The sequence below is a fragment of the Carnobacterium iners genome, from assembly GCF_900177385.1.
In the GTDB taxonomy this organism is placed as follows: Bacteria; Bacillota; Bacilli; order Lactobacillales; family Carnobacteriaceae; genus Carnobacterium_A; species Carnobacterium_A iners.
Genome location: NZ_FXBJ01000002.1, coordinates 2,274,973 through 2,295,568, shown reverse-complemented (window position 1 = coordinate 2,295,568; position 20,596 = coordinate 2,274,973). Strand labels below are relative to the sequence as shown.

Sequence of the window (20,596 nt, the reverse complement as noted above, 5' to 3'; positions counted from 1 at the left end):
TAACCATTTAGGTATTTATTCGTTATTCCTTTTTTGTAAGACAAACAATCAATAAATATTTCAATAGCTTTTTTTTGAAATGTTTCTGTTAATTGTGGTGGAAAGTGGGGCAATGTGGTAGACTGAAAATATCTACTGATAGTGGGGTGAGTTTAGACATGTTAATGGGTGAATATAAACATAATATTGATGCAAAAGGTCGATTGATTATGCCTGCTAAGTTTCGTAATGACTTAGGGACGACTTTCATTTTAACCAGAGGGTTAGATGGTTGTCTGTTTGGGTACCCCAAAAATGAATGGTCTGTACTTGAAGAAAAGCTCAAACAGCTCCCACTAGCAAAAAAAGAAGCACGCGCCTTCACGAGATTCTTTTATTCCGCAGCAACAGAGTGTGAATTAGATAAACAGGGAAGAATTAATATTCCTCAAACGCTAAGAGAATATGCAGATTTAGATAAAGCATGTCATATTATAGGCGTATCTGATCGTATTGAAATATGGAGTGAGAAAAAATGGATTAATTTTTCCGCTGAGGCCGAAGAATCATTTGATGAGATTGCTGAAAATATGAGTGGTTTTGGATTCTAAAAAAAGACTATAAAATTAGTATAAAAAAGCTAGGTGGGTAAAAAATGACAGAATTTAATCACGAAACAGTCTTACTCCACGAAACAGTAGATAATTTATCTATTGTTCCAGATGGAATATATGTTGATTGTACATTAGGAGGAGCGGGTCACAGCGAATATTTGCTTTCTCAATTAAGTGAGAATGGGCATTTATACGCTTTTGATCAAGATATAAGAGCTATTGAAAATGCTGAAATTCGATTAGCAGACTATGTAGAAAAAGATATGGTTACATTTATTAAGTCGAATTTTCGCTTTATAAAAGAAGAGCTAAACGCTTTAGGAGTAATAGAAGTAGATGGGATTTTTTATGATCTAGGTGTTTCATCTCCGCAACTAGATGAAGCCCAAAGAGGTTTTAGCTACCATCAAGACGCTCCTTTAGATATGCGAATGGATACGGATGCTCCATTAACAGCTAAAGAAGTTGTTAATTCTTGGGCATATCAAGATTTAGTAAGGATTTTTTATCGCTACGGTGAAGAGAAATTTTCTAAAAGTGTTGCACGAAAAATAGAAGCAGCGCGTGAAGAAAAAACAATTGAAACGACTAGTGAACTAGTTGAAATTATAAAAAGTGGTATTCCGGCACCAGCTAGAAGAAAAGGGGGTCATCCTGCAAAACGAGTCTTTCAAGCAATAAGAATTGCTGTGAATGATGAGTTATCTTCAGTAGAAGACTCACTTGAAGAAGCGATTGGCTTATTAAAAGTAGGAGGCAGAATTAGCGCCATTACATTTCATTCATTAGAAGACCGAATTGTAAAATCAATTTTTAAAGAATACGCTAAAGGTCGAGAAACACCAAGAGGATTACCAATTATTCCGGAAGAATACTTACCGGAATTAAAATTAATCACTCGAAAACCAATTTTACCGAGTGAAGATGAATTGGAAATAAATAATCGGGCTAGAAGTGCAAAATTGAGAGTAGCAGAAAGACAAAGAAAATAGAAACTTCAAAAAGAAGTTGGAAAGGAAGTTATGTAAATGCCATTAAATAGTAATTCAGCTAGAAAAGTTGAAGTAGAAATACCTCTGCAGTCGCCGCTTAATACGCCTGAACAGTCAACTAGGATGGTACATAAATCGATTCCCAAAAAATCAATTGTAACTGGATTAGAAAAAATGCTAATGGGTATGATTATGGCTATAGCTTTTACCTTAATGACAATTAGTATTTCTTTGGAAATTAATATAGCAAGCACGAATCGGGCGTTACAAGACACAAAGGCATCGATTCTAAGTACAACCACGGTAAACAGCAATTTACAACAAGAAGTACAAGAACTATCTAGATATGATCGAATCTATAGAATTGCTAATGAACAAGGATTAAAAATGAATGAAGCAAATGTAAGGAATGTTATTAAATGAAAAATAGAAGCCCTTTTAAAAATAGAAAAAATATGACAATCTTGCTTTTTTTTCTTGCTGGATTAACCTTTATGGTATTTGTAGGACGTTTTGCTTATATTATGGTAAAAGGAGAAATTAACGGAGAAGATTTATCTCAAAATGTTAACAATCTTTATACAAGAAGTAGTGTACTCGAAGCAAACAGAGGAGCCATTTATGATGTCGGTGGTAATACTATTGCTGTAGACGCTACTTCTTATTCGTTAATCGCTGTTTTAACAGATGAGTGGTCTAATACCCCTGAAAAACCTCTGCATGTAGTAAACAAGCAAAAAACAGCAGCAGCTTTAGCTAAGCATATTTCTATGAGTGAGGCTGAAATTTTGAAAAAATTAAACCAAGAGAACTTGAGTCAAGTTGAGTTTGGTTCTGCTGGTAAAAAATTAACATATGATATGAAGTCATCGATTGAAAAAGAAAAGTTACCTGGAATTATTTTTGATGAAACACCAACTAGATTATATCCAAATGGTACTTTTGCTTCGCATATTGTCGGCTATGCTGAACTACCTACAGATAAAAATGGTGAACCAAGTGTAAATCCATCGAATGACGACTTGGTTGGCTTAATGGGTATAGAGCAATCTTATAACGCTGAATTGACTGGCAAAGACGGATCAATTGAGTACCAGAAAGATAGCTTCGGCTATGTTTTACCTAACTCTTCTGTGAAATCTACAGATCCAATAGACGGTAAAGATATCTATTTAACTTTAGATAAAAGAATGCAAGTTTACTTAGAGAGTATTATGACTGAAGTTAATGATAAATATCAACCAGTTGGTATGACAGCTACGCTAATGAATCCAGAAACAGGAGCAATTATAGCTGCTTCCCAAAGGCCTTCATTTAATGGAACGACTAAAGAAGGTATTGGAGATTTGTGGCAGAATTTATTGGTCGAAAATACGTTTGAACCTGGTTCAACAATGAAAGTTTTAACGCTTGCTTCGGCTATTAATGAAGGAGTATTTAATCCTAGTGAAACCTATATGTCAGGTTCAAAAACAATTGAAGGCGGCAAAGTAAACGATCATAATGTAAATGGGTGGGGTCAAATCAGTTATCTAGAAGGATTAGAAAGATCGAGTAATGTAGCCTTTGTAAATCTAATGGAAAAAATGGGGACTGAAACCTGGAAAGAATATATGGATAAATTTGGTATAGGAAAAACGACATCTACCGGTTTACCAAATGAACAAGAAGGATTCAATCCTTACATGTGGCCTCTTGAGAAAGCTAATACATCATTTGGTCAAGGATTGACGATAACGGTTATGCAAATGATGCAAGCTTATTCAGCTGTAGCAAATGAAGGTAAAATGATGAAACCACAATTTATAAGCAAACTTGTGGATCCTATAACAGGGAATGAAAAAATTATTGAACCTGAAGTAGTGAGTGAACCCGTTTCTAAAGAGTCGGCAAATCAAGCTTTAAATTATTTAAAAGAAGTTGTCTACAGCGAAAACGGTACTGGACAGGCATATAAAATCGAAGGCTATGAAATTGCAGCTAAAACTGGAACGGCACAAATTGTAAATCCTGACACAAAGATGTATTATAGCGGTGGGAACAATTATATTTATTCCGTTGTCGGAATGGCACCTGCTGATGATCCTAAGGTTATATTGTATATTACGGTACAACAGCCAATAATCAATAATTCATCTATAATCGGGGGAGACGTAGTAAAAGCAATTTTTAATCCTGTAATGAAAAGAACTCTTGAGTACCAACAATTAACAGATGAGTCTCAAAGTCAAAATTTGAATCAAGTCGAGATGCCAAAAGTAACTGGTATTTCTAAAGTAGATGCATTAGAAAAATTAAATGAAGCAAAGTTAGATGTAACAATCATTGGAAATGGAGATGCCGTAGTTCAACAATTGCCGCTGCCTCAGAAGATAATTATAAAAAATCAACGAATTATATTAATGACTAATGGTGCTATGACAATGCCTGATATGACTGGTTGGTCTAAGAATGATGTTTTAAAAGTATCTGAAATCACTGGAATTAAATTTATATTTGAAGGAGAGGGTTACGTAGTCGAACAGGGCCTCATGCCGCAAGCTAATATGCAAAATGAGGAAACCATTACAATCACCCTAGCTTCTCCTTAATAATAGAATAGAAAAGGTGGAAATTATGAAAGCAATTGATTTAATCGCACCCCTTGTTATTAAAGGGATAACTAGTGATATTCCTCAAGCATTATCCATTTCTAAGATCACCCAAGATACACGGGAAATAGAAAAAAATTCTTTGTTTATCTGTATCGAAGGAGCTATACAAGATGGTCATAAATTGGTCGAAGAAGCAGTTAGTAGAGGTGCCACTTTAATTATAGCTAGTAAAAAAATAACAGTTTCTGTACCAGTAGTTTACGTTGCAGATACAACAAAAGCGATGGCCGTTTTAGCAGATAGTTTTTACGAACATCCTAGTCAACGTTTAAGAGTGATTGGGGTAACAGGTACAAACGGTAAAACAACTGTAACTCATCTATTAGATCAAATTTTTAGAAATCACGGAGAAACTACAGGTGTCATTGGAACAATGTATCGGCGTATTGGAGATAAACTGTTCACAACCAAAAACACGACTCCAGATAGTATTACTTTGCAAAAAACATTAAGTGAAATGAACGACGCAGGTGTAACGACTTGTTCTATGGAGGTCTCTTCTCATGCATTAGTACAAGGAAGAGTCTGGGGAACAGATTTTGATGTGGCAATATTCACAAACTTGAGCCAAGATCATTTAGAATACCATCGCACAATGGAGGGATATGCGCATGCAAAGGAATTGCTGTTTTCTCAATTAGGAAATAGTTACCAAAATACACAACCTAAATACGCTGTTTTGAATGTCGATGATTCAGTTGGTCGAAGCTACCAAAATAAAACAGCTGCACAAATTTATTCATACGGTATTGAGGAACCAGCAGATTTCAGAGCATTAGAGTTAAAAACAACGAATAAAGGGACTAGTTTTATTTTGCTGTTTCAAGGAAAAAAACACCCTGTCCATATGCAGATGATAGGTAAATTTAATGTGTCTAATGCTTTGGCTTCTATTGCAGCTGCTTATGCTTCTGGAATAAATTTAGCTAGTGTAATTGATTCAATGGAAAAAATTAAAGGAGTAAGAGGTCGTTTTGAAGTCGTACAAGGCGTACAAAACTTCACAGTAATTGTCGACTATGCTCACACACCTGATGGGTTGTTAAATGTATTAGATGCAGTAAATGAGATTAAAACGGGTAAAGTATATTGTATAGTTGGATGTGGCGGAGACCGAGATCGGACAAAGCGACCTATTATGGCAGAAGTTGCTATCGCTAACTCAGATTATGTCATTTTCACATCTGATAATCCAAGAACAGAAGAGCCACAAGATATTCTTGACGAAATGGTTGTAAACTTAAAAGCGGGTACTTACCAAATGATTTTAGATCGTAAAAAAGCTATTCAAGCAGCCGTCAACCAAGCGACAACAAATGATATTATTTTAATTGCAGGAAAAGGGCATGAGGATTATCAAATTATTGGAACAACAAAGCACCATTTTGATGACGTTGAAGAAGTAGAAAAAGCTATCAAGCTAAAAAATTTAAAAATGTAGGAGCGATTAAGCATGCACTGGACAGAAATGTTATTGTCATCGGTTAGTAGTTTTGCGTTGACTATTATGGCAATGCCAATTATTATTGGCTATTTTAGAACAAAACAATTAGGACAAACAACAAGAGATGATGGTCCTAAATGGCATGAAGTTAAAACAGGAACGCCGACAATGGGGGGTGTTGTTTTTTTGATAGCATCCGTTATTTCAACGGTGTGGGTTGGTGTTTGGCAGAAGAGTTTATCAATAAGTTTAGGATTGTTATTATTTATTACTTTACTTTATGGTTTATTAGGTTTTTTAGATGATTTTATTAAAGTTTTTAGAAAACGCAACTTAGGATTAACTTCTAAGCAAAAATTGATTGGTCAATTAGTTGGTGGACTGCTATTTTTTATTGTTTACCAATTGAACAACCTCCCAACCAATTTAACTATTCCCTTGATAGGTTCAATTGATTTCGGATGGTTCTATGGTATTTTTGCTTTATTTTGGTTAGTTGGATTTTCTAATGCCGTTAATCTAACAGATGGACTAGATGGATTAGTTGCAGGTACAGCGGGGATAGCTTATACAGCTTACGCATTCATTGCTTGGAATCAGCAACAAACAGATATTTTAATTTTTTGTTTAACGATTATGGGAGGTTTAGTCGGCTTTTTCTTCTTCAATAAAAAGCCAGCAAAAATATTTATGGGAGATGTTGGTTCGCTTGCACTAGGCGGAGGATTAGCAGCAGTATCTATTTTATTAAAGCAAGAGTGGTCTTTACTTTTAATCGGATTAATTTTTGTAATCGAAACAGCTAGTGTCATGATTCAAGTAACCTCGTTCAAATTAACAGGAAAAAGGGTCTTTAAAATGAGTCCTATCCATCATCATTTTGAAATTAGCGGTTGGAGTGAATGGCGTATTGTATTAGCATTCTGGTTTATCAGTCTTATTACAGCAGTACTAAGCCTATGGCTAGTTTTTTAGAATAGACAAAATAAACAGGTTAATAAATTTAGTAGTTTAAATTATTCCGCTGAAAAGAGGTTTGAATATGAAAAATATTAAACGATATCAAAATACTAAAGTGTTGGTTTTAGGACTAGCTTTAAGTGGTGTAAACGCAGCAAAGTTGCTCCATTCACTAGGAGCGTTGGTAACGGTTAACGATTATAAAAAATTTGACGAAAATCCTGAAGCACAGGAATTATTAGAATCTGGAATCAAAGTAGTAACAGGAGGCCACCCTGTTGAGTTACTAGATGAAGACTTTGAATGGATTGTAAAGAATCCTGGAATTATGTATACTAATCCGATTATTGTACGGGCTATTGAAAAAGGTATCCCAGTTATTACGGAGGTTGAACTTGCCTATGAAGTTTCTGAAAGTACATTAGTTGGTATTACAGGGACAAACGGAAAGACAACTACGACAACGATGATTGCAGATATATTAAATAAAAAGCGTGAAAAAGGACAAGCTTATGTTGCTGGAAATATTGGAACCCCAGCTAGTTTGGTGGCCCAAACGTCTACAGAAAATGACGAAATTATTATGGAACTATCTAGTTTTCAATTAATGGGTATAACAGAGTTAAAGCCACATATCGCAATTATTATAAATATTTATTCAGCACATCTTGATTATCATGGATCAAGAGATAAGTATGTTCAAGCTAAAATGAGAATTACCGAAAACCAAACTGAATCTGACTATTTAATCGTTAATTGGGATCAACCAGAGTTGAGAGAACTAACAAAAACAAGTAAAGCTAAAATCATACCTTTCTCGCGATTGGAGCAATTAGAAAATGGTGTTTATTTAAAAGATGACGTTATTTATTATCAGAATGAGCCAATCATGAATAAAGCATCTATATTGGTGCCAGGTGAGCACAACGTAGAAAATGCTATGGCAGCTATTGCAGCTACAAAAATACTGGGACAAAAAAATGGCGAAATCAGAGAATGTCTTGAACAATTTACAGGAGTAAAACATCGAACTCAGTTTGTAAGAGAGTTTAAGGGAAGACGTTTCTATAATGATTCAAAAGCTACTAATAGTTTAGCCACAAAAAATGCTTTAAGAGGTTTTAAAGTTCCAATTATTTTACTTGCTGGAGGATTGGATAGAGGAAATAATTTTGATGAGTTAGTACCAGAACTAAAAAATGTAAAAGCTTTGATTGTTTTTGGAGAAACGGCTGTTAAATTAGCTGAAACGGGTGAAAAAGCGGGAATTAAACAAATTAAATTTGTTCAGAACGTAGAAGCTGCAGTAACCGTTGCCTTTGAATTAAGTGAACCAGGAGAAGTTATCTTGTTGTCACCAGCTTGTGCAAGTTGGGACCAATACAGAAGTTTTGAAGTTCGTGGAGACGCATTTATTAACTCTATCGAACAATTAATCAATGAAACAAATAAAGAGGAGGAGTAGGCTAATTGGTCTGACATAAAATGAAAATTATATTATCTGGTGGCGGTACAGGCGGGCATATTTATCCTGCCTTAGCTTTAATTAAAAGGATTAAACAGTTAGACCCTACTACTGAAATTTTATACGTTGGTACAGAAAAGGGATTAGAAAGCAAAATTATTAGAAACGCGGCGATACCATTTAAATCTATAGAAGTTCAAGGATTTAAACGTTCTTTTTCAATAAGCAATTTTAAGACAATTTATTTATTTATTACGAGTATTCAAAAATCGAAAAAAATAATTAAAGACTTCCATCCAGATGTCGTTATTGGAACAGGAGGTTATGTTTGCGCACCGGTTATTTACGCAGCATCAAAGTTAAAAATACCAACAATTATCCATGAACAAAATAGCGTAGCTGGCGTCACAAATAAATTTTTAGCACGCTATGTAACAAAAATAGCCGTGTGCTTTGAAGAAGCTCGAAATGAATTTAGTAATTACTCAGAAAAAGTCGATTATACAGGTAATCCAAGAGCACAAGAAGCAGTAGATGCAAAACCATCAGCTATTCTAGAAGACTATTATTTGGTTGCCAATCAGCCAACTGTTTTAATTTTTGGTGGAAGTCGTGGTGCTAGAATTTTAAATGAAGCTTTTCTTGAGGCTGTACCACTATTGAAAAATAAAGATTATCAAGTGCTATTCGCAACAGGTGAAATACATTATGAGTCAATAAAAAAACATATTGAACCTTATCTAGAAAACAGTTCGTCAATTTCAGTCGTTCCCTACATCGAAAATATGCCTGAAGTCTTTGCGAATGTTGAACTAGTAGTCTCTAGAAGTGGAGCAACGACATTAGCAGAATTAACAGCCTTAGGTCTACCAAGTATTTTAGTTCCTAGTCCTTATGTTACTAATGACCACCAAACTAGAAATGCTGAGAGTTTAACTAAACGGAGTGCAGCTAAGATGATAGCTGAAAATCGATTGAGTGGAGAAAGCTTGATAGAAGCAATTGATGAACTAATGTTGAATAAAGAGTTAAGGAAAAATATGGCAAATGCAGCTAAAAAATTAGGCTTGCCTAAAGCTGCAGATCATTTAATTCAAATGATAAAAGAGATTACGGATAAAAAAAAATAAAAGAGGAGGATAGCGTATGACAAAAAAAAGAGATTTGGTTAAAAAAAGCAAAGAAATATCTGCGCTCTTCTCTTCTTTTAAAAAGAAATCAGTTAAGAAAAAAAGAAATCAGTCTATAGAAAATAAATTACCTGAATTAAAAAAGATGCGCCGCAAGAAAATGCAGCAGCGATTAACTTTATTACTTTTGTTATTTTCATTTGCAATTTTAACGGTTGTTTATTTTATTTCTCCGCTAAGTAAAATTGAGAAAATTAGCGTTAGTGGAGCTAATGAAGTCACCGAACAATCTATTATTAATGCTAGTCAAATTAAATCTGGAGAATCTCTATGGGAGACTTTCTTTTCAAAAAAAGAAAAGGAACAGTTAATAAAAAAGCAATTATCCCAAGTGAAATCAATGGATTTAAAATTTGATAGTATTAACTCATATGAATTAGCTATAGCGGAGTACAAAACTGTAGCTTATCTAGAGAAGAAAGATACTTATTATAATATCTTAGAGAATGGAAAAATTGTAAATGAAAGCAGAAAAGTTTCTATAGGCAATCAACCTATCTTTGTGAATTTTAAAGAAGGTAAAGTATTAAATGATATGATTGAACAATATGATAAATTAAAAGAAACTATTCATAATAGTATCTCAGAAATTGAATATGAGCCAAGTAAAACAGATCCTTATTTAATAAAAATATATATGAACGATGGGAATCAAGTTATCGCATCTATTACTTCATTTGCTGAAAAAATGGTTTATTATCCAGATATTGTTCAAAAAATTGGGGAAGAAAATGGGATCATCAATATCGAAGTAGGAATCTATTTCTTTCCTTTTGAGTCCGTTATACCGGAAATAAATGAAGATAAATAAGATAAACTCAATAACTTTAAAAAAATTACACTAATTGTTTTGAATGTTGCTTTATTAAATTGGTGAAAAATTAAGCAGTATAAAATGTATTTGTTAAAATCGGTGACGTACTCAGAAAATGATAGTGTTATAACAATAAGACTAGTGTCATAAAAATAGCAGTAACCTTATATGGAAAAGATGCTTATTAGAAGATGAAAAATTACCGTAAATATTATTAATACACTAGATAAACCCTTAAATAATATGAGTTTTGAATATTCATTGTAACTGAGGTCACAAAATATTATAAAAACAATACCTTTTTTTACAGAACTATTTAGTAGATAAATGACTCACAATAAATAAGATGAATAGATAATTAAATAAAGCGGATAAAATTTAAGTATTTTATTAAAAATTTCGTAAATCAAGCGTCACTATGGTAAAATCAGAGGTAAGTACTATAAAATTAAAATTAAAACTAGAAATGAAGTATAAGGAGGTTTCAATGAATGAAAAATACTGGAATGTATGTAAGTCTAGATATTGGAACCACTTCAATAAAAGTTGTTGTTGCTGAGTTTATTAACGGTGAAATGAATATTATTGGAGTAGGAAATGAAAAATCAGAAGGTCTAAGTCGAGGAATTATTGTTGATATTGATAAAACAGTTGATTCAATTAATAAAGCCATTAAGCAAGCGGAACAAAAAGCAAACGTTGACATTAATAAAGTAATTGTTGGTATTCCTGCAAATAATATTGAAATTGAACCCTGTCAAGGTATGATTGCTATTTCAGGTGAAAATAAAGAAATAGTAAAAGAAGACGTGTGCAATGTACTATCTGCTGCTATGGTCAAATCGGTCCCACCAGAAAAAGAAATTTTAGCAATATTGCCAGAAGAGTTTATTGTTGACGGCTTTGATGGAATTAAAGATCCGCGTGGGATGATCGGTGTTAGATTAGAAATGCACGCGACCATGATTACTGGACCAAAGACAATTATTCATAATACGAAAAAATGCGTTGAAAAAGCTGGACTGCAGATTGAAAATATTGTATTGCAACCATTAGCTGCGAGTAGTATAGCGATGTCCAAAGGAGAAAGTGATTTTGGCACTATTTTAATTGATATGGGTGGTGGACAAACAACAGCCTCTGTTATGCATGATAACCAACTGAAATTCGCTTTTGTTAATCAAGAAGGCGGAGAATATGTGACAAAAGATATTTCAGTTGTCTTAAATACTTCTTTCGAAAATGCTGAAAGAATCAAACGAGATTACGGTTATGCACTTCCAGAAGATGCTTCGCCTGATGAAGAATTTCCGGTTGAAATTATCGGACAAAGTAAACCTATAAATGTCGACGAACAATATTTATCAGAAATTATTGAAGCACGATTGGTTCAAATTTTCGGGAAAATAAAAAACAAATTAGATTTTATAGAGGCACGTGATTTACCAGGTGGTATTATATTAACTGGTGGAGCGGCAGCAATTCCGGGAGTTATTGGATTAGCAGAAGATATTTTTGAAGCTAATGTAAAGCTGTATATTCCTGATCAAATGGGAATGCGTTATCCAACATTTACGACTAGTATCGGCTTAGTTAATTATGAAGCAAAATTAGACGATATTCATCAAATTATAAAAGATTATTCTTTAAATCAAGATATGCCTACCGAAGATGATAACACAATAAGACAAAAGCAATCTCAAATATTAGATTATGAAGAACAAGAACATCACTATAACGAAAAGCCGAAAAAACAAGAAAAGCGTAAAGAAGACACTTTAGTTTTTAAAGCTAAAAGTTTTTTCACGAATTTTTTTGATTAAATACACAGAACTGTGTGAGTAGGAGGAAATAGGATGGATTTAGAATTTGATGCAAACTTGATGAATAATGGAGCAATTATAAAAGTAATCGGTGTTGGTGGAGCAGGAAACAACGCTGTTAATCGTATGATAGATGAAGACGTTAAAGGTGTAGAATTTATCGTAGCAAATACAGATGTTCAAGCGTTAGCAGGATCAAACGCAGAGGTGAAAATACAGTTAGGACCTAAGTTGACTCGTGGACTTGGAGCGGGTGCTAACCCTGAAATTGGGCGCAAAGCAGCTGAAGAAAGTGAAGAGCAAATTTCTGATGCTTTAAAAGGAGCGGACATGGTTTTTGTTACAGCTGGAATGGGCGGAGGAACAGGTACTGGGGCAGCAGCTATCGTTGCTCGTATCGCAAAAGAACAAGGAGCCTTAACGGTAGGAGTCATTACTCGACCATTTACATTTGAAGGACCTAAACGTAGTCGTTTTGCTGCTGAGGGTGTTGCTCAAATGAAAGAGCACGTAGATACATTAGTTATTATCTCTAATAATCGCTTATTAGAGATTGTCGATAAGAAGACACCCATGCTTGAAGCCTTTCATGAAGCTGATAACGTATTGCGTCAAGGAGTACAGGGAATATCGGATTTAATTACGGCACCTGGATATGTAAACCTAGATTTTGCAGATGTTAAAACAGTAATGGAAAATAAAGGATCAGCATTAATGGGAATTGGTATGGCTAGTGGAGAAAATAGAACTGCTGAAGCTACAAAAAAAGCTATCTCTTCACCATTATTGGAGGTTTCGATTGATGGGGCTGAGTCAGTTTTATTGAATATTACCGGAGGTTCCGATTTAACTTTATTTGAAGCACAAGATGCTTCTGATATTGTTTCTTCAGCTTCTACAACAGAAGTAAATATTATTTTTGGAACCTCTATTAATGAGAATTTAGGTGATGAAGTCATTGTAACGGTTATTGCTACAGGGATTGATACAACTAAAAAAGCTGATGTGCATCCAAAATCTTCAGGAAGAAATCGTAATACAGACTCAAACGATTCATCAAAACGCGGAGAGGGAGCGCAATCAAGAGCTTCTAAAGATCCGTTTGGTGATTGGGATATTCGTAAAGATCCCAATGTTCGTGATCAAAATAGTCCTCATTTACCAACAGATGCTGATTCTAAAAAAGAAAGGTCTGAGTTCGACTTCTTCAAACGTGAAGAAAAAAACGAACGTGCACATAAATCAGAAGATGACAATATTGATACTCCACCATTTTTTAGAAGACGTCGTAAATAAATAAAATGATAAATATAAAAGAGAACGTCCTGCAGTTTGAAGAGAAATTTAACTATTCTTTGAATAAAGAGAAACTAAAAAAAACTAGTGTCCAAGTTGTTGCAGTAACAAAAAATAGATCTGTTCAATTAACAAAAGAGTTAGTTCAAGAAGGTTTTTATCATTTAGCAGAAAACCGTCCTGAAGGATTACTTGAAAAACAGAATGAATTAAACAACCAAAATATTATTTGGCATTTTATTGGAAATTTACAAACAAGAAAAGTAAAAAAAATTATTAATCATATTGATTTTCTGCATTCTCTTGACCGTTTATCTTTGGCAAAAGAAATTAACAATCGAGCAGAGGATAGAGTGTCTTGTTTTGTACAGGTCAACGTCAGTGGGGAAGGTTCTAAAAGTGGAGTCCATCCAGAACAGTTAGAAAAGTTTATTTTACAGTTAAGTGAGTATCCTAAGATCCATATTATTGGTTTGATGACGATGGCTCCACTGACTGATGATGAAAATGCAATAAGAAATGTTTTTTCAACATTAAAAATCTGTCAGAGAAAAATAGCACAGAAAAAATTGTCTTACGCTCCTTGTGCAGAACTTAGTATGGGGATGAGTGGAGATTACCAAATCGCTATTGAAGAAGGGGCAACTTATATCAGGATAGGTAGTTTGTTTTTTCAAGAGTAACTGGCTCTGTTAGCACCATTTTTCATTAAGGAGGATTAAAATGGGAATAAAAAATAAATTTAGTCGTTTTTTTGAATTAGACGAGGAAGACGAGTTGGACTCAATTTATGATCAAGGAATTCCCTCTTCTTCTAGAAGTGGAGAATCCAGAACGTCACAGGATAATGATAAAAGTATTCCTATTATTAATACTAAGCGAGAGAAAGCGAATAATAAAGTTGTTTCGTTTAATCAGCAAACTTCAACAAAACAAGCTAAAATTACAATTATTGAACCTCGAATATACTCGGAAGTACAAGAAATAGCAGATATTTTGTTGAGAGAAGAGTCCGTTGTATTGAACTTTTTTCGGATGGATGAAGAACAAGCAAAAAGAATTGTAGATTTTTTAACAGGCACCGTTTATGCTTTAGGTGGAGACATTCAGCGGATTGGCAATGAAATATTTTTATGTACTCCTGAAAGTGTAGACATTGATGGTGCACTAACAGATATTATGCGTGAAAAAGATTTATATTAGAAAAGAGGGATACTTTAAACGCTATGGATATATTATATTTTATTTACCTTATTTTATCGAGATTGATTCAAGCTTATTCGACTCTTATTATTATCTACATTTTGATGTCTTGGTTTCCGGGAGCTTATCAATCAAAAATCGGACAAATTATTGTTCGACTTTGTGAACCGTATTTAGGATTTTTTAGACGTTTTATCCCTCCAATTGGTATGATTAGTTTTTCTGGAATTGTAGCTATAGTCGTATTAAATTTAGCCCAAAGAGGATTATTCTCACTTTATCAAATAATAGCAAGAGTAATTTTAGGCTTCTAACCGGAGGGAGGTGTTCTGATGATAGAAAATGTTTATCAACATTTTAGAAAAGAAGAGCGTCCTTTTATTGATCAAGTTACCGGTTGGGTTAGAGAATGCGAAGATCAATATACGCCGTATTTAACAAATTTTTTAGATCCCAGACAAGTCTATATAGTGGAAACAATTGTTGGTAAAAGAAGTGGAATAAAAATCTATTCTTTTGGTGGTTATCAAATGGCTGAAAGAAATAGATTATATATATGTCCCGAATACTTTATTCCTAAACAAGAAGATTTTGAAGTATCTCTTTTCGAAATACGCTATCCTATTAAATTTACAAAATTATCTCATGGTAAAATCCTTGGAACATTACTTTCAACAGGTTTGAAAAGAGATTATTTTGGAGATATTATTTCTGATGGCGAACGTTGGCAATTTTTCATTAGTGATAGTATGAAATCATTTGTTCAAATTCAAATCGAAAAAATAGGTAACGTCACTATTAGATTTGTAGAAAAAACGTATTTAGATATTTTGAAACCAATTGATAGTTGGACAATCGTTCAAGAGACCGTTTCTTCCATGCGTTTGGATACGATTGTTGCTAACCTGTTTAATATTTCTAGACAACGCTCAAAACAAATGATTGAATCCGGGAAAATTAAATTAAATTGGTCAGAAATAACCCAACCAGATTTTGAATTAGGTATTTTAGATATTGTTTCTGTACGTGGATTTGGTCGCTTACAAGTTCAAGAAATAGAAGGAAAGACAAAAAAAGATAAATGGCGTATAAAATTTGGAGTCTTGCATAAGTAAGCTACTTTAGGTATTATAGTAGTAAATCATTAGTGTCAAATTAAAGATAAAAAATCAGATAATGGAGGTGTCTTAAATGGTGTTAACTCCTTTGGATATACATAACAAAGAGTTCCGTGTCAAGATGCGTGGATATGACCAAGACGAAGTGAACGATTATTTGGATCAGATTATTAAAGACTATGAAATGGTTTTGAAAGAAAATCGAGAATTAGAGAAAAATTTAAAATTTTCTGAAGAAAAAGTAACACATTATAATAATCTACAAGATGCTTTGAATAAATCTATTATTGTGGCCCAAGATGCTGCAGATCGTTTAAAAGAGAATTCTATAAAAGAAGCAGAGTTAATTGGTTTAGAGGCTGAAACAAATGCAAATCGTTTACTCGATGAAGCAGTTGATAAAGCTAAAAAAATTGCAACTGAGACAGATGAACTAAGAAAACAAAGTAAAATTTTTAAACAACGATTACAATTGATGCTTGAATCTCAGTTAGAAATGGTGAAAAATGAAGAATGGGAAGATATTTTAAAACCTTTACAAGATGATATATTAAAAATCCCAACTTTAAGAGCACTATTTTTTGAAATTGAACATGGTGAAGATCAAGAAGAGATGACAGAAATAGTAAATGATGAAGAGTTAGAAGATAATGAAAATCAAAATATTGAAGGTATGACACCGGCAATTGAGTTACCATAGAACTTAAGACGATGATTGGAACAGAAAGCAATAATATACTTTTAGCGAGTTAGAAATGGTGAAAGTCTAACAGTCTATTTTATTGTAAGATCCTCCAAGAGTGCTAATTTGAATAATCTATTAAAATTAGCCGGCTAATTACCGTTAATAATTACTTGAGAGGAATAAGAGCAATGTTCATTTCCTGAACTTGGGTGGTATCACGAATTCATTTCGTCCCTTTTTAGGGCGAAGTGTTTTTTTTATTCTAAATTTATCGTTTAAATTAAAAGCGTAGATTAAAAGTAGCATATAGTTAAAATAATATACAGAAAAAATGGAGGAATAAAAAATGAAAATGAAAGAAACGTTGCAATTAGGAAAAACAGCTTTTCCAATGCGTGGTAATTTACCTGTACGCGAACTAGAATGGCAAAAAGATTGGGAAGAAAAAGATATCTACGGCCAACGACAAGAGCTAAATAAAGATAAACCCACTTTTATTTTACACGATGGACCTCCATATGCTAATGGGAATATTCATATTGGTCATGCCTTAAATAAAATTAGTAAAGATGTTATTGTTCGCTACAAATCAATGACAGGTTTTCGTTCTCCTTATGTACCAGGATGGGATACACATGGCTTACCAATAGAGCAAGCCTTAACAAATAAGGGTGTTAAACGTAAAGAAATGTCTGTGGCTAAATTTCGCGAATTATGTGAAGATTATGCATGGGAACAAATCAATAAACAACGAGATGATTTTAAGCGTTTAGGTGTTGCAGGTGAATGGGATAATCCTTACGTTACGTTGACACCTGAATATGAAGAAGCGCAAATTCGTGTTTTCGGTAAAATGGCTGAAAAAGGTTATATATACAAAGGGTTAAAACCAATCTACTGGTCTCCTTCAAGCGAGTCCGCTTTAGCTGAAGCAGAGATTGAGTACAAAGACGTCAAATCTGCAAGTATTTATGTTGCTTTTAAGATTATTGATGGAAAAGGGTTGATTGATGAGTTTACCTCACTAATTATTTGGACAACAACTCCTTGGACTATTCCATCAAATCTAGGTATCGCGGTTCATCCAGAATATGACTATGTGGTTATCTTAGCTGACGGAAAAAAATACGTTTTAGCGAAAGATTTAGTTGATGCAGTAACTCAAGAAATCGGTTGGGAAAGCGTAGAAATCGTTAGTGAACTTAAAGGGAAAGATATGGAATTAATGACAGCTCAGCACCCTATGTATGATCGAGCATCATTAGTTATTTTAGGAGATCATGTTACATTAGAAGCAGGTACTGGATTAGTTCATACAGCTCCTGGACATGGTGATGATGACTACATCGTTGGACAAAAATATAAATTAGGTGTTCTATCACCAGTTGACGATAAAGGGTGTTTTACAGATGAAGCTCCTGGTTTAGAAGGCGTATTTTATGATAAAGGGAATAAAATTATTACAGATATTTTGAAAGAAAAAGACGCTTTGTTAAAATTAGATTTCTTTATGCATAGTTACCCTCATGACTGGCGTACAAAAAAACCGGTTATTTTCCGTGCAACACCACAATGGTTTGCTTCCATTGATCTTTTCAGAGAAGAAATTCTAGAAGCGATTAAAAAAGTGAATTGGACTCAGCAATGGGGCATGCAACGTCTTTATAATATGGTTCGCGATCGTGGCGATTGGGTTATTTCTCGCCAGCGTGCGTGGGGTGTGCCACTACCCATTTTTTATGGTGAAAATAATGAGCCTATTATTACGCCAGAAACAACAAATCATATTGCAAAACTATTTGGTGAGTTTGGTTCAAATGTTTGGTTTGAACGTGAAGCTGTCGATTTATTGCCTATAGGATTTACACATCCTTCTAGTCCAAACAATGTCTTTACTAAAGAAAAAGATATAATGGATGTCTGGTTTGATTCCGGTTCATCACATGAAGCAGTTTTAAAAGGAAGAAACAACTTATCGTTTCCTGCAGACATGTATTTAGAAGGTTCAGATCAATATCGTGGTTGGTTCAACTCTAGTATCACAACTAGTATTGCTATCAATGGTGAAGCACCTTATAAAACTGTTTTATCTCAAGGAATGGTGTTAGATGGTGATGGGCGCAAGATGAGTAAATCGCTTGGTAATACAATGTCTCCTGATAAAGTAACGAAACAAATGGGTGCCGATATCATTCGTTTATGGGTTTCAAGTGTTGATTCTCAAGCAGATGTCCGTGTAAGTGATGAGATTTTGAAACAAGTTTCAGAAGTATATCGTAAGATTCGTAATACTATGCGCTTTTTATTAGCGAATACATCTGATTTTAAATCACAAAATCATGCTATAGAGTTTGATGATTTACGTTCAGTAGATAAATATATGATGGTTCGATTAAATAAACTTGTTGAAAAAGTAGAAATGAATTACGAAAAATATGAATTTCCAGCAATCTATCAATTAATCAATAATTTTTGTACCGTCGATTTATCTCAGTTCTATTTAGACTTTGCAAAAGACGTTGTTTACATTGAAGCAGAGGATTCTTATGAACGTAGAGCAATGCAAACGGTCTTCCATACAGTGCTTGTTAAATTAACTAAATTATTAACACCTATTTTGCCTCATACAGCAGAAGAAATTTGGAGTCTATTAGGTGAAAAAGAGAAATTTGTTCAATTAGCTGAAATGCCACAAGTTGAATTTTATGAAAATGAAACAGAGTTAATGGACATGTGGAATGCATTTATGACTATTCGTCAAGATGTTCAAAAGGCATTAGAAGAGGCACGTAATGATAAGGAAATTGGTAAGTCTTTTGAAGCTAAGTTAACTATTTATCCTACTATACCAACAAGAGATTTATTCACAGCATTAAATAGTAATATAGAACAATTATTAATTGTATCGGACTTAATAATTGCAGAAGACAAAAAAGATGCACCAGAAACGGCTTTACAATTTGATTCATTGGCTATTGTAGTTGAACATGCTCATGGGGAGACTTGTGAAAGATGTCGTGCAATCAAAGAAGACGTAGGAACAAATGAAATAGCCCCAACTCTTTGCGTACGTTGTGCAGACATTGTTTCAAAGAATTTCCCAGAAGCTCTTGTGCCAGAACAATAAAATAAATTAATTATCTTAAATAATAAAAACTTCTTATAAATCATTTAGAAAATATTTTCTAAATGATAGTGTAAGAAGTTTTTTTATTGCTCGTTCTCTAAAGAAAATTTTACTTGATTTAAAATATTTTTAGCCCATGATTCTTTAACAGAAGGCAAGAGAGGAGTAAGGAGCAAACTTTTCTTTCCTTTTAATTGTAGATCTAAAGAGACTTTTAGCTGAATAGCATTCTCAGAGTATTGCGAAATGGTTAGTTGGCCAAGACCTGATACGCTTTTATTTGATGAAGAAAAAGTAAAGAGGACATCAGTCATTTTTGTTTCTGGTTTAAATTTAAATGTTAACAACGCTTTACGTGAAACAGGCCCCAAAGATAAATATAAATCTATTAAATAGATAGATTCTGAAATACTAGTGAGTTGATCAAATCCTGGTAAAAAAGTTAACCAAAAGGAAGGCTCTTTTATCCTCTCACAGGAGTTATTGAATGGAGCATTTATAGTAATCGAATAATGATTTAATGACATATTAACTCTCCTTTATTTAGATTAGTTAAAAAAACTCTTTGAGATTTCTCTCAAAGAGTTTTAGTCAAATAATAAACTACAATTAGCCTTTACGTCTTCCCATAATAAGTGAAAAGATAAAGATTAGTGCTACAGCACCAATTAATGCAGGTAAGATAGCAAAACCACCGATAACTGGACCCCAGCTACCAAATAATGAAGAGCCAATCCATGAACCGATGAATCCTACGATAATATTACCGATGATTCCTCCCGGTACGTCCTTGCCTAAAATCATTCCTGCTACAGCGCCTAAAACGCCACCTACAATTAATGACCAAATAAATCCCATTATGATTTCCTCCTTCTATATATATAAGTAAGTAATATAGCTATTACTCTATCACTGTTCCTATTATAGACATAATTCGTTCACATTTCAAGCAATATGCATTGGATAGTGAAATTTATTATAGAAAAATTAATCTTTAGCAATTAGTGGGCTAGTCCATAAGATGATTACTTGAGACTACAAAGGTTCTTGGACATCACTAATTTGTTGATTTGAACTACCCCTAAACTTAAGAATTAAGTCTTGTTTGTCAATTTCGTATCGTTCATCGATATAAGAAAGTGATTCAAGTTTATCCTATTATTCTAGTATCACTTCTTTCTATATATAACGAGTCCAAGCCCAGAAATCTTTAGTTTAGCCAAAGATTTCTT

The 20,596-nt window shown here is 33.6% G+C and carries 19 protein-coding genes and 1 other annotated feature; of the genes, 17 read left to right on the top strand and 2 right to left on the bottom strand.

The window, feature by feature from the left end; translation table 11 throughout:
- Window positions 1-158: 158 nt before the first annotated feature.
- From mraZ to ileS, 17 genes are all read left to right on the top strand, one after another.
- Entirely contained in the window at window positions 159-590 is a 432-nt protein-coding gene (mraZ, locus tag B9Y54_RS11000; protein WP_085560278.1) for a division/cell wall cluster transcriptional repressor MraZ, read from the top strand.
- A gap of 44 nt (window positions 591-634) precedes the next feature.
- A complete protein-coding gene (rsmH, locus tag B9Y54_RS10995) occupies window positions 635-1,585 on the top strand; it encodes a 16S rRNA (cytosine(1402)-N(4))-methyltransferase RsmH (RefSeq protein ID WP_085560277.1) in 951 nt (316 codons plus the stop codon).
- A 36-nt stretch (window positions 1,586-1,621) separates the two neighbouring features.
- Window positions 1,622-2,008, top strand: a complete 387-nt coding sequence (gene ftsL / locus B9Y54_RS10990) for a cell division protein FtsL (protein ID WP_085560276.1) — start codon at window positions 1,622-1,624, stop codon at window positions 2,006-2,008.
- A complete protein-coding gene (locus B9Y54_RS10985) occupies window positions 2,005-4,176 on the top strand; it encodes a penicillin-binding protein (RefSeq protein ID WP_085560275.1) in 2,172 nt (723 codons plus the stop codon). The genes ftsL and B9Y54_RS10985 overlap by 4 nt, the downstream gene beginning before the upstream one ends.
- A 25-nt stretch (window positions 4,177-4,201) precedes the next feature.
- On the top strand, window positions 4,202-5,680 hold the full coding sequence (locus tag B9Y54_RS10980) for a UDP-N-acetylmuramoyl-L-alanyl-D-glutamate--2,6-diaminopimelate ligase (protein WP_085560274.1): 1,479 nt from the start codon (window positions 4,202-4,204) through the stop codon (window positions 5,678-5,680).
- 12 nt (window positions 5,681-5,692) lie between these two features.
- Window positions 5,693-6,658, top strand: coding sequence for a phospho-N-acetylmuramoyl-pentapeptide-transferase (mraY, locus tag B9Y54_RS10975; protein ID WP_085560273.1), 966 nt, complete (start codon window positions 5,693-5,695; stop codon window positions 6,656-6,658).
- Between the two features lie 67 nt (window positions 6,659-6,725).
- Window positions 6,726-8,108 (top strand): UDP-N-acetylmuramoyl-L-alanine--D-glutamate ligase, encoded by a 1,383-nt coding sequence (gene murD / locus B9Y54_RS10970; RefSeq protein WP_085560272.1) that lies wholly within the window; start codon window positions 6,726-6,728, stop codon window positions 8,106-8,108.
- A gap of 20 nt (window positions 8,109-8,128) precedes the next feature.
- Window positions 8,129-9,238, top strand: coding sequence for an undecaprenyldiphospho-muramoylpentapeptide beta-N-acetylglucosaminyltransferase (gene murG, locus B9Y54_RS10965; RefSeq protein WP_085560271.1), 1,110 nt, complete (start codon window positions 8,129-8,131; stop codon window positions 9,236-9,238).
- A gap of 16 nt (window positions 9,239-9,254) precedes the next feature.
- Window positions 9,255-10,109, top strand: a complete 855-nt coding sequence (locus B9Y54_RS10960) for a cell division protein FtsQ/DivIB (RefSeq protein ID WP_085560270.1) — start codon at window positions 9,255-9,257, stop codon at window positions 10,107-10,109.
- A 494-nt stretch (window positions 10,110-10,603) separates the two neighbouring features.
- A complete protein-coding gene (ftsA, locus tag B9Y54_RS10955; protein WP_085560269.1) occupies window positions 10,604-11,935 on the top strand; it encodes a cell division protein FtsA in 1,332 nt (443 codons plus the stop codon).
- A 33-nt stretch (window positions 11,936-11,968) separates the two neighbouring features.
- Window positions 11,969-13,231, top strand: coding sequence for a cell division protein FtsZ (ftsZ, locus tag B9Y54_RS10950; protein ID WP_085560268.1), 1,263 nt, complete (start codon window positions 11,969-11,971; stop codon window positions 13,229-13,231).
- A gap of 5 nt (window positions 13,232-13,236) precedes the next feature.
- Entirely contained in the window at window positions 13,237-13,914 is a 678-nt protein-coding gene (locus tag B9Y54_RS10945; protein WP_085560267.1) for a YggS family pyridoxal phosphate-dependent enzyme, read from the top strand.
- Window positions 13,915-13,954: 40 nt separating this feature from the next.
- Window positions 13,955-14,434 carry a cell division protein SepF gene (locus tag B9Y54_RS10940; protein WP_085560266.1) on the top strand — a complete coding sequence of 160 codons (480 nt, stop codon included), beginning with the start codon at window positions 13,955-13,957 and terminating at the stop codon, window positions 14,432-14,434.
- 23 nt (window positions 14,435-14,457) lie between these two features.
- On the top strand, window positions 14,458-14,748 hold the full coding sequence (locus B9Y54_RS10935) for a YggT family protein (RefSeq protein ID WP_085560265.1): 291 nt from the start codon (window positions 14,458-14,460) through the stop codon (window positions 14,746-14,748).
- An 18-nt stretch (window positions 14,749-14,766) separates the two neighbouring features.
- Window positions 14,767-15,549, top strand: a complete 783-nt coding sequence (locus B9Y54_RS10930; protein WP_085560264.1) for a YlmH family RNA-binding protein — start codon at window positions 14,767-14,769, stop codon at window positions 15,547-15,549.
- A 76-nt stretch (window positions 15,550-15,625) separates the two neighbouring features.
- On the top strand, window positions 15,626-16,252 hold the full coding sequence (locus B9Y54_RS10925) for a DivIVA domain-containing protein (RefSeq protein WP_085560263.1): 627 nt from the start codon (window positions 15,626-15,628) through the stop codon (window positions 16,250-16,252).
- Between the two features lie 2 nt (window positions 16,253-16,254).
- Window positions 16,255-16,476 (top strand) — a binding site (T-box leader).
- A 107-nt stretch (window positions 16,477-16,583) separates the two neighbouring features.
- Complete coding sequence (gene ileS, locus B9Y54_RS10920; protein ID WP_085560262.1) at window positions 16,584-19,364, top strand: isoleucine--tRNA ligase; 2,781 nt, start codon at window positions 16,584-16,586, stop codon at window positions 19,362-19,364.
- Between the two features lie 83 nt (window positions 19,365-19,447).
- Here ileS and B9Y54_RS10915 read toward each other — a convergent pair whose 3' ends face one another.
- On the bottom strand, window positions 19,448-19,891 hold the full coding sequence (locus B9Y54_RS10915) for a hypothetical protein (RefSeq protein ID WP_085560261.1): 444 nt from the start codon (window positions 19,889-19,891) through the stop codon (window positions 19,448-19,450).
- 82 nt (window positions 19,892-19,973) lie between these two features.
- Window positions 19,974-20,225: a GlsB/YeaQ/YmgE family stress response membrane protein gene (locus tag B9Y54_RS10910; protein ID WP_085560260.1), complete on the bottom strand. Its 252-nt coding sequence runs from the start codon at window positions 20,223-20,225 to the stop codon at window positions 19,974-19,976.
- Window positions 20,226-20,596: the final 371 nt, after the last annotated feature.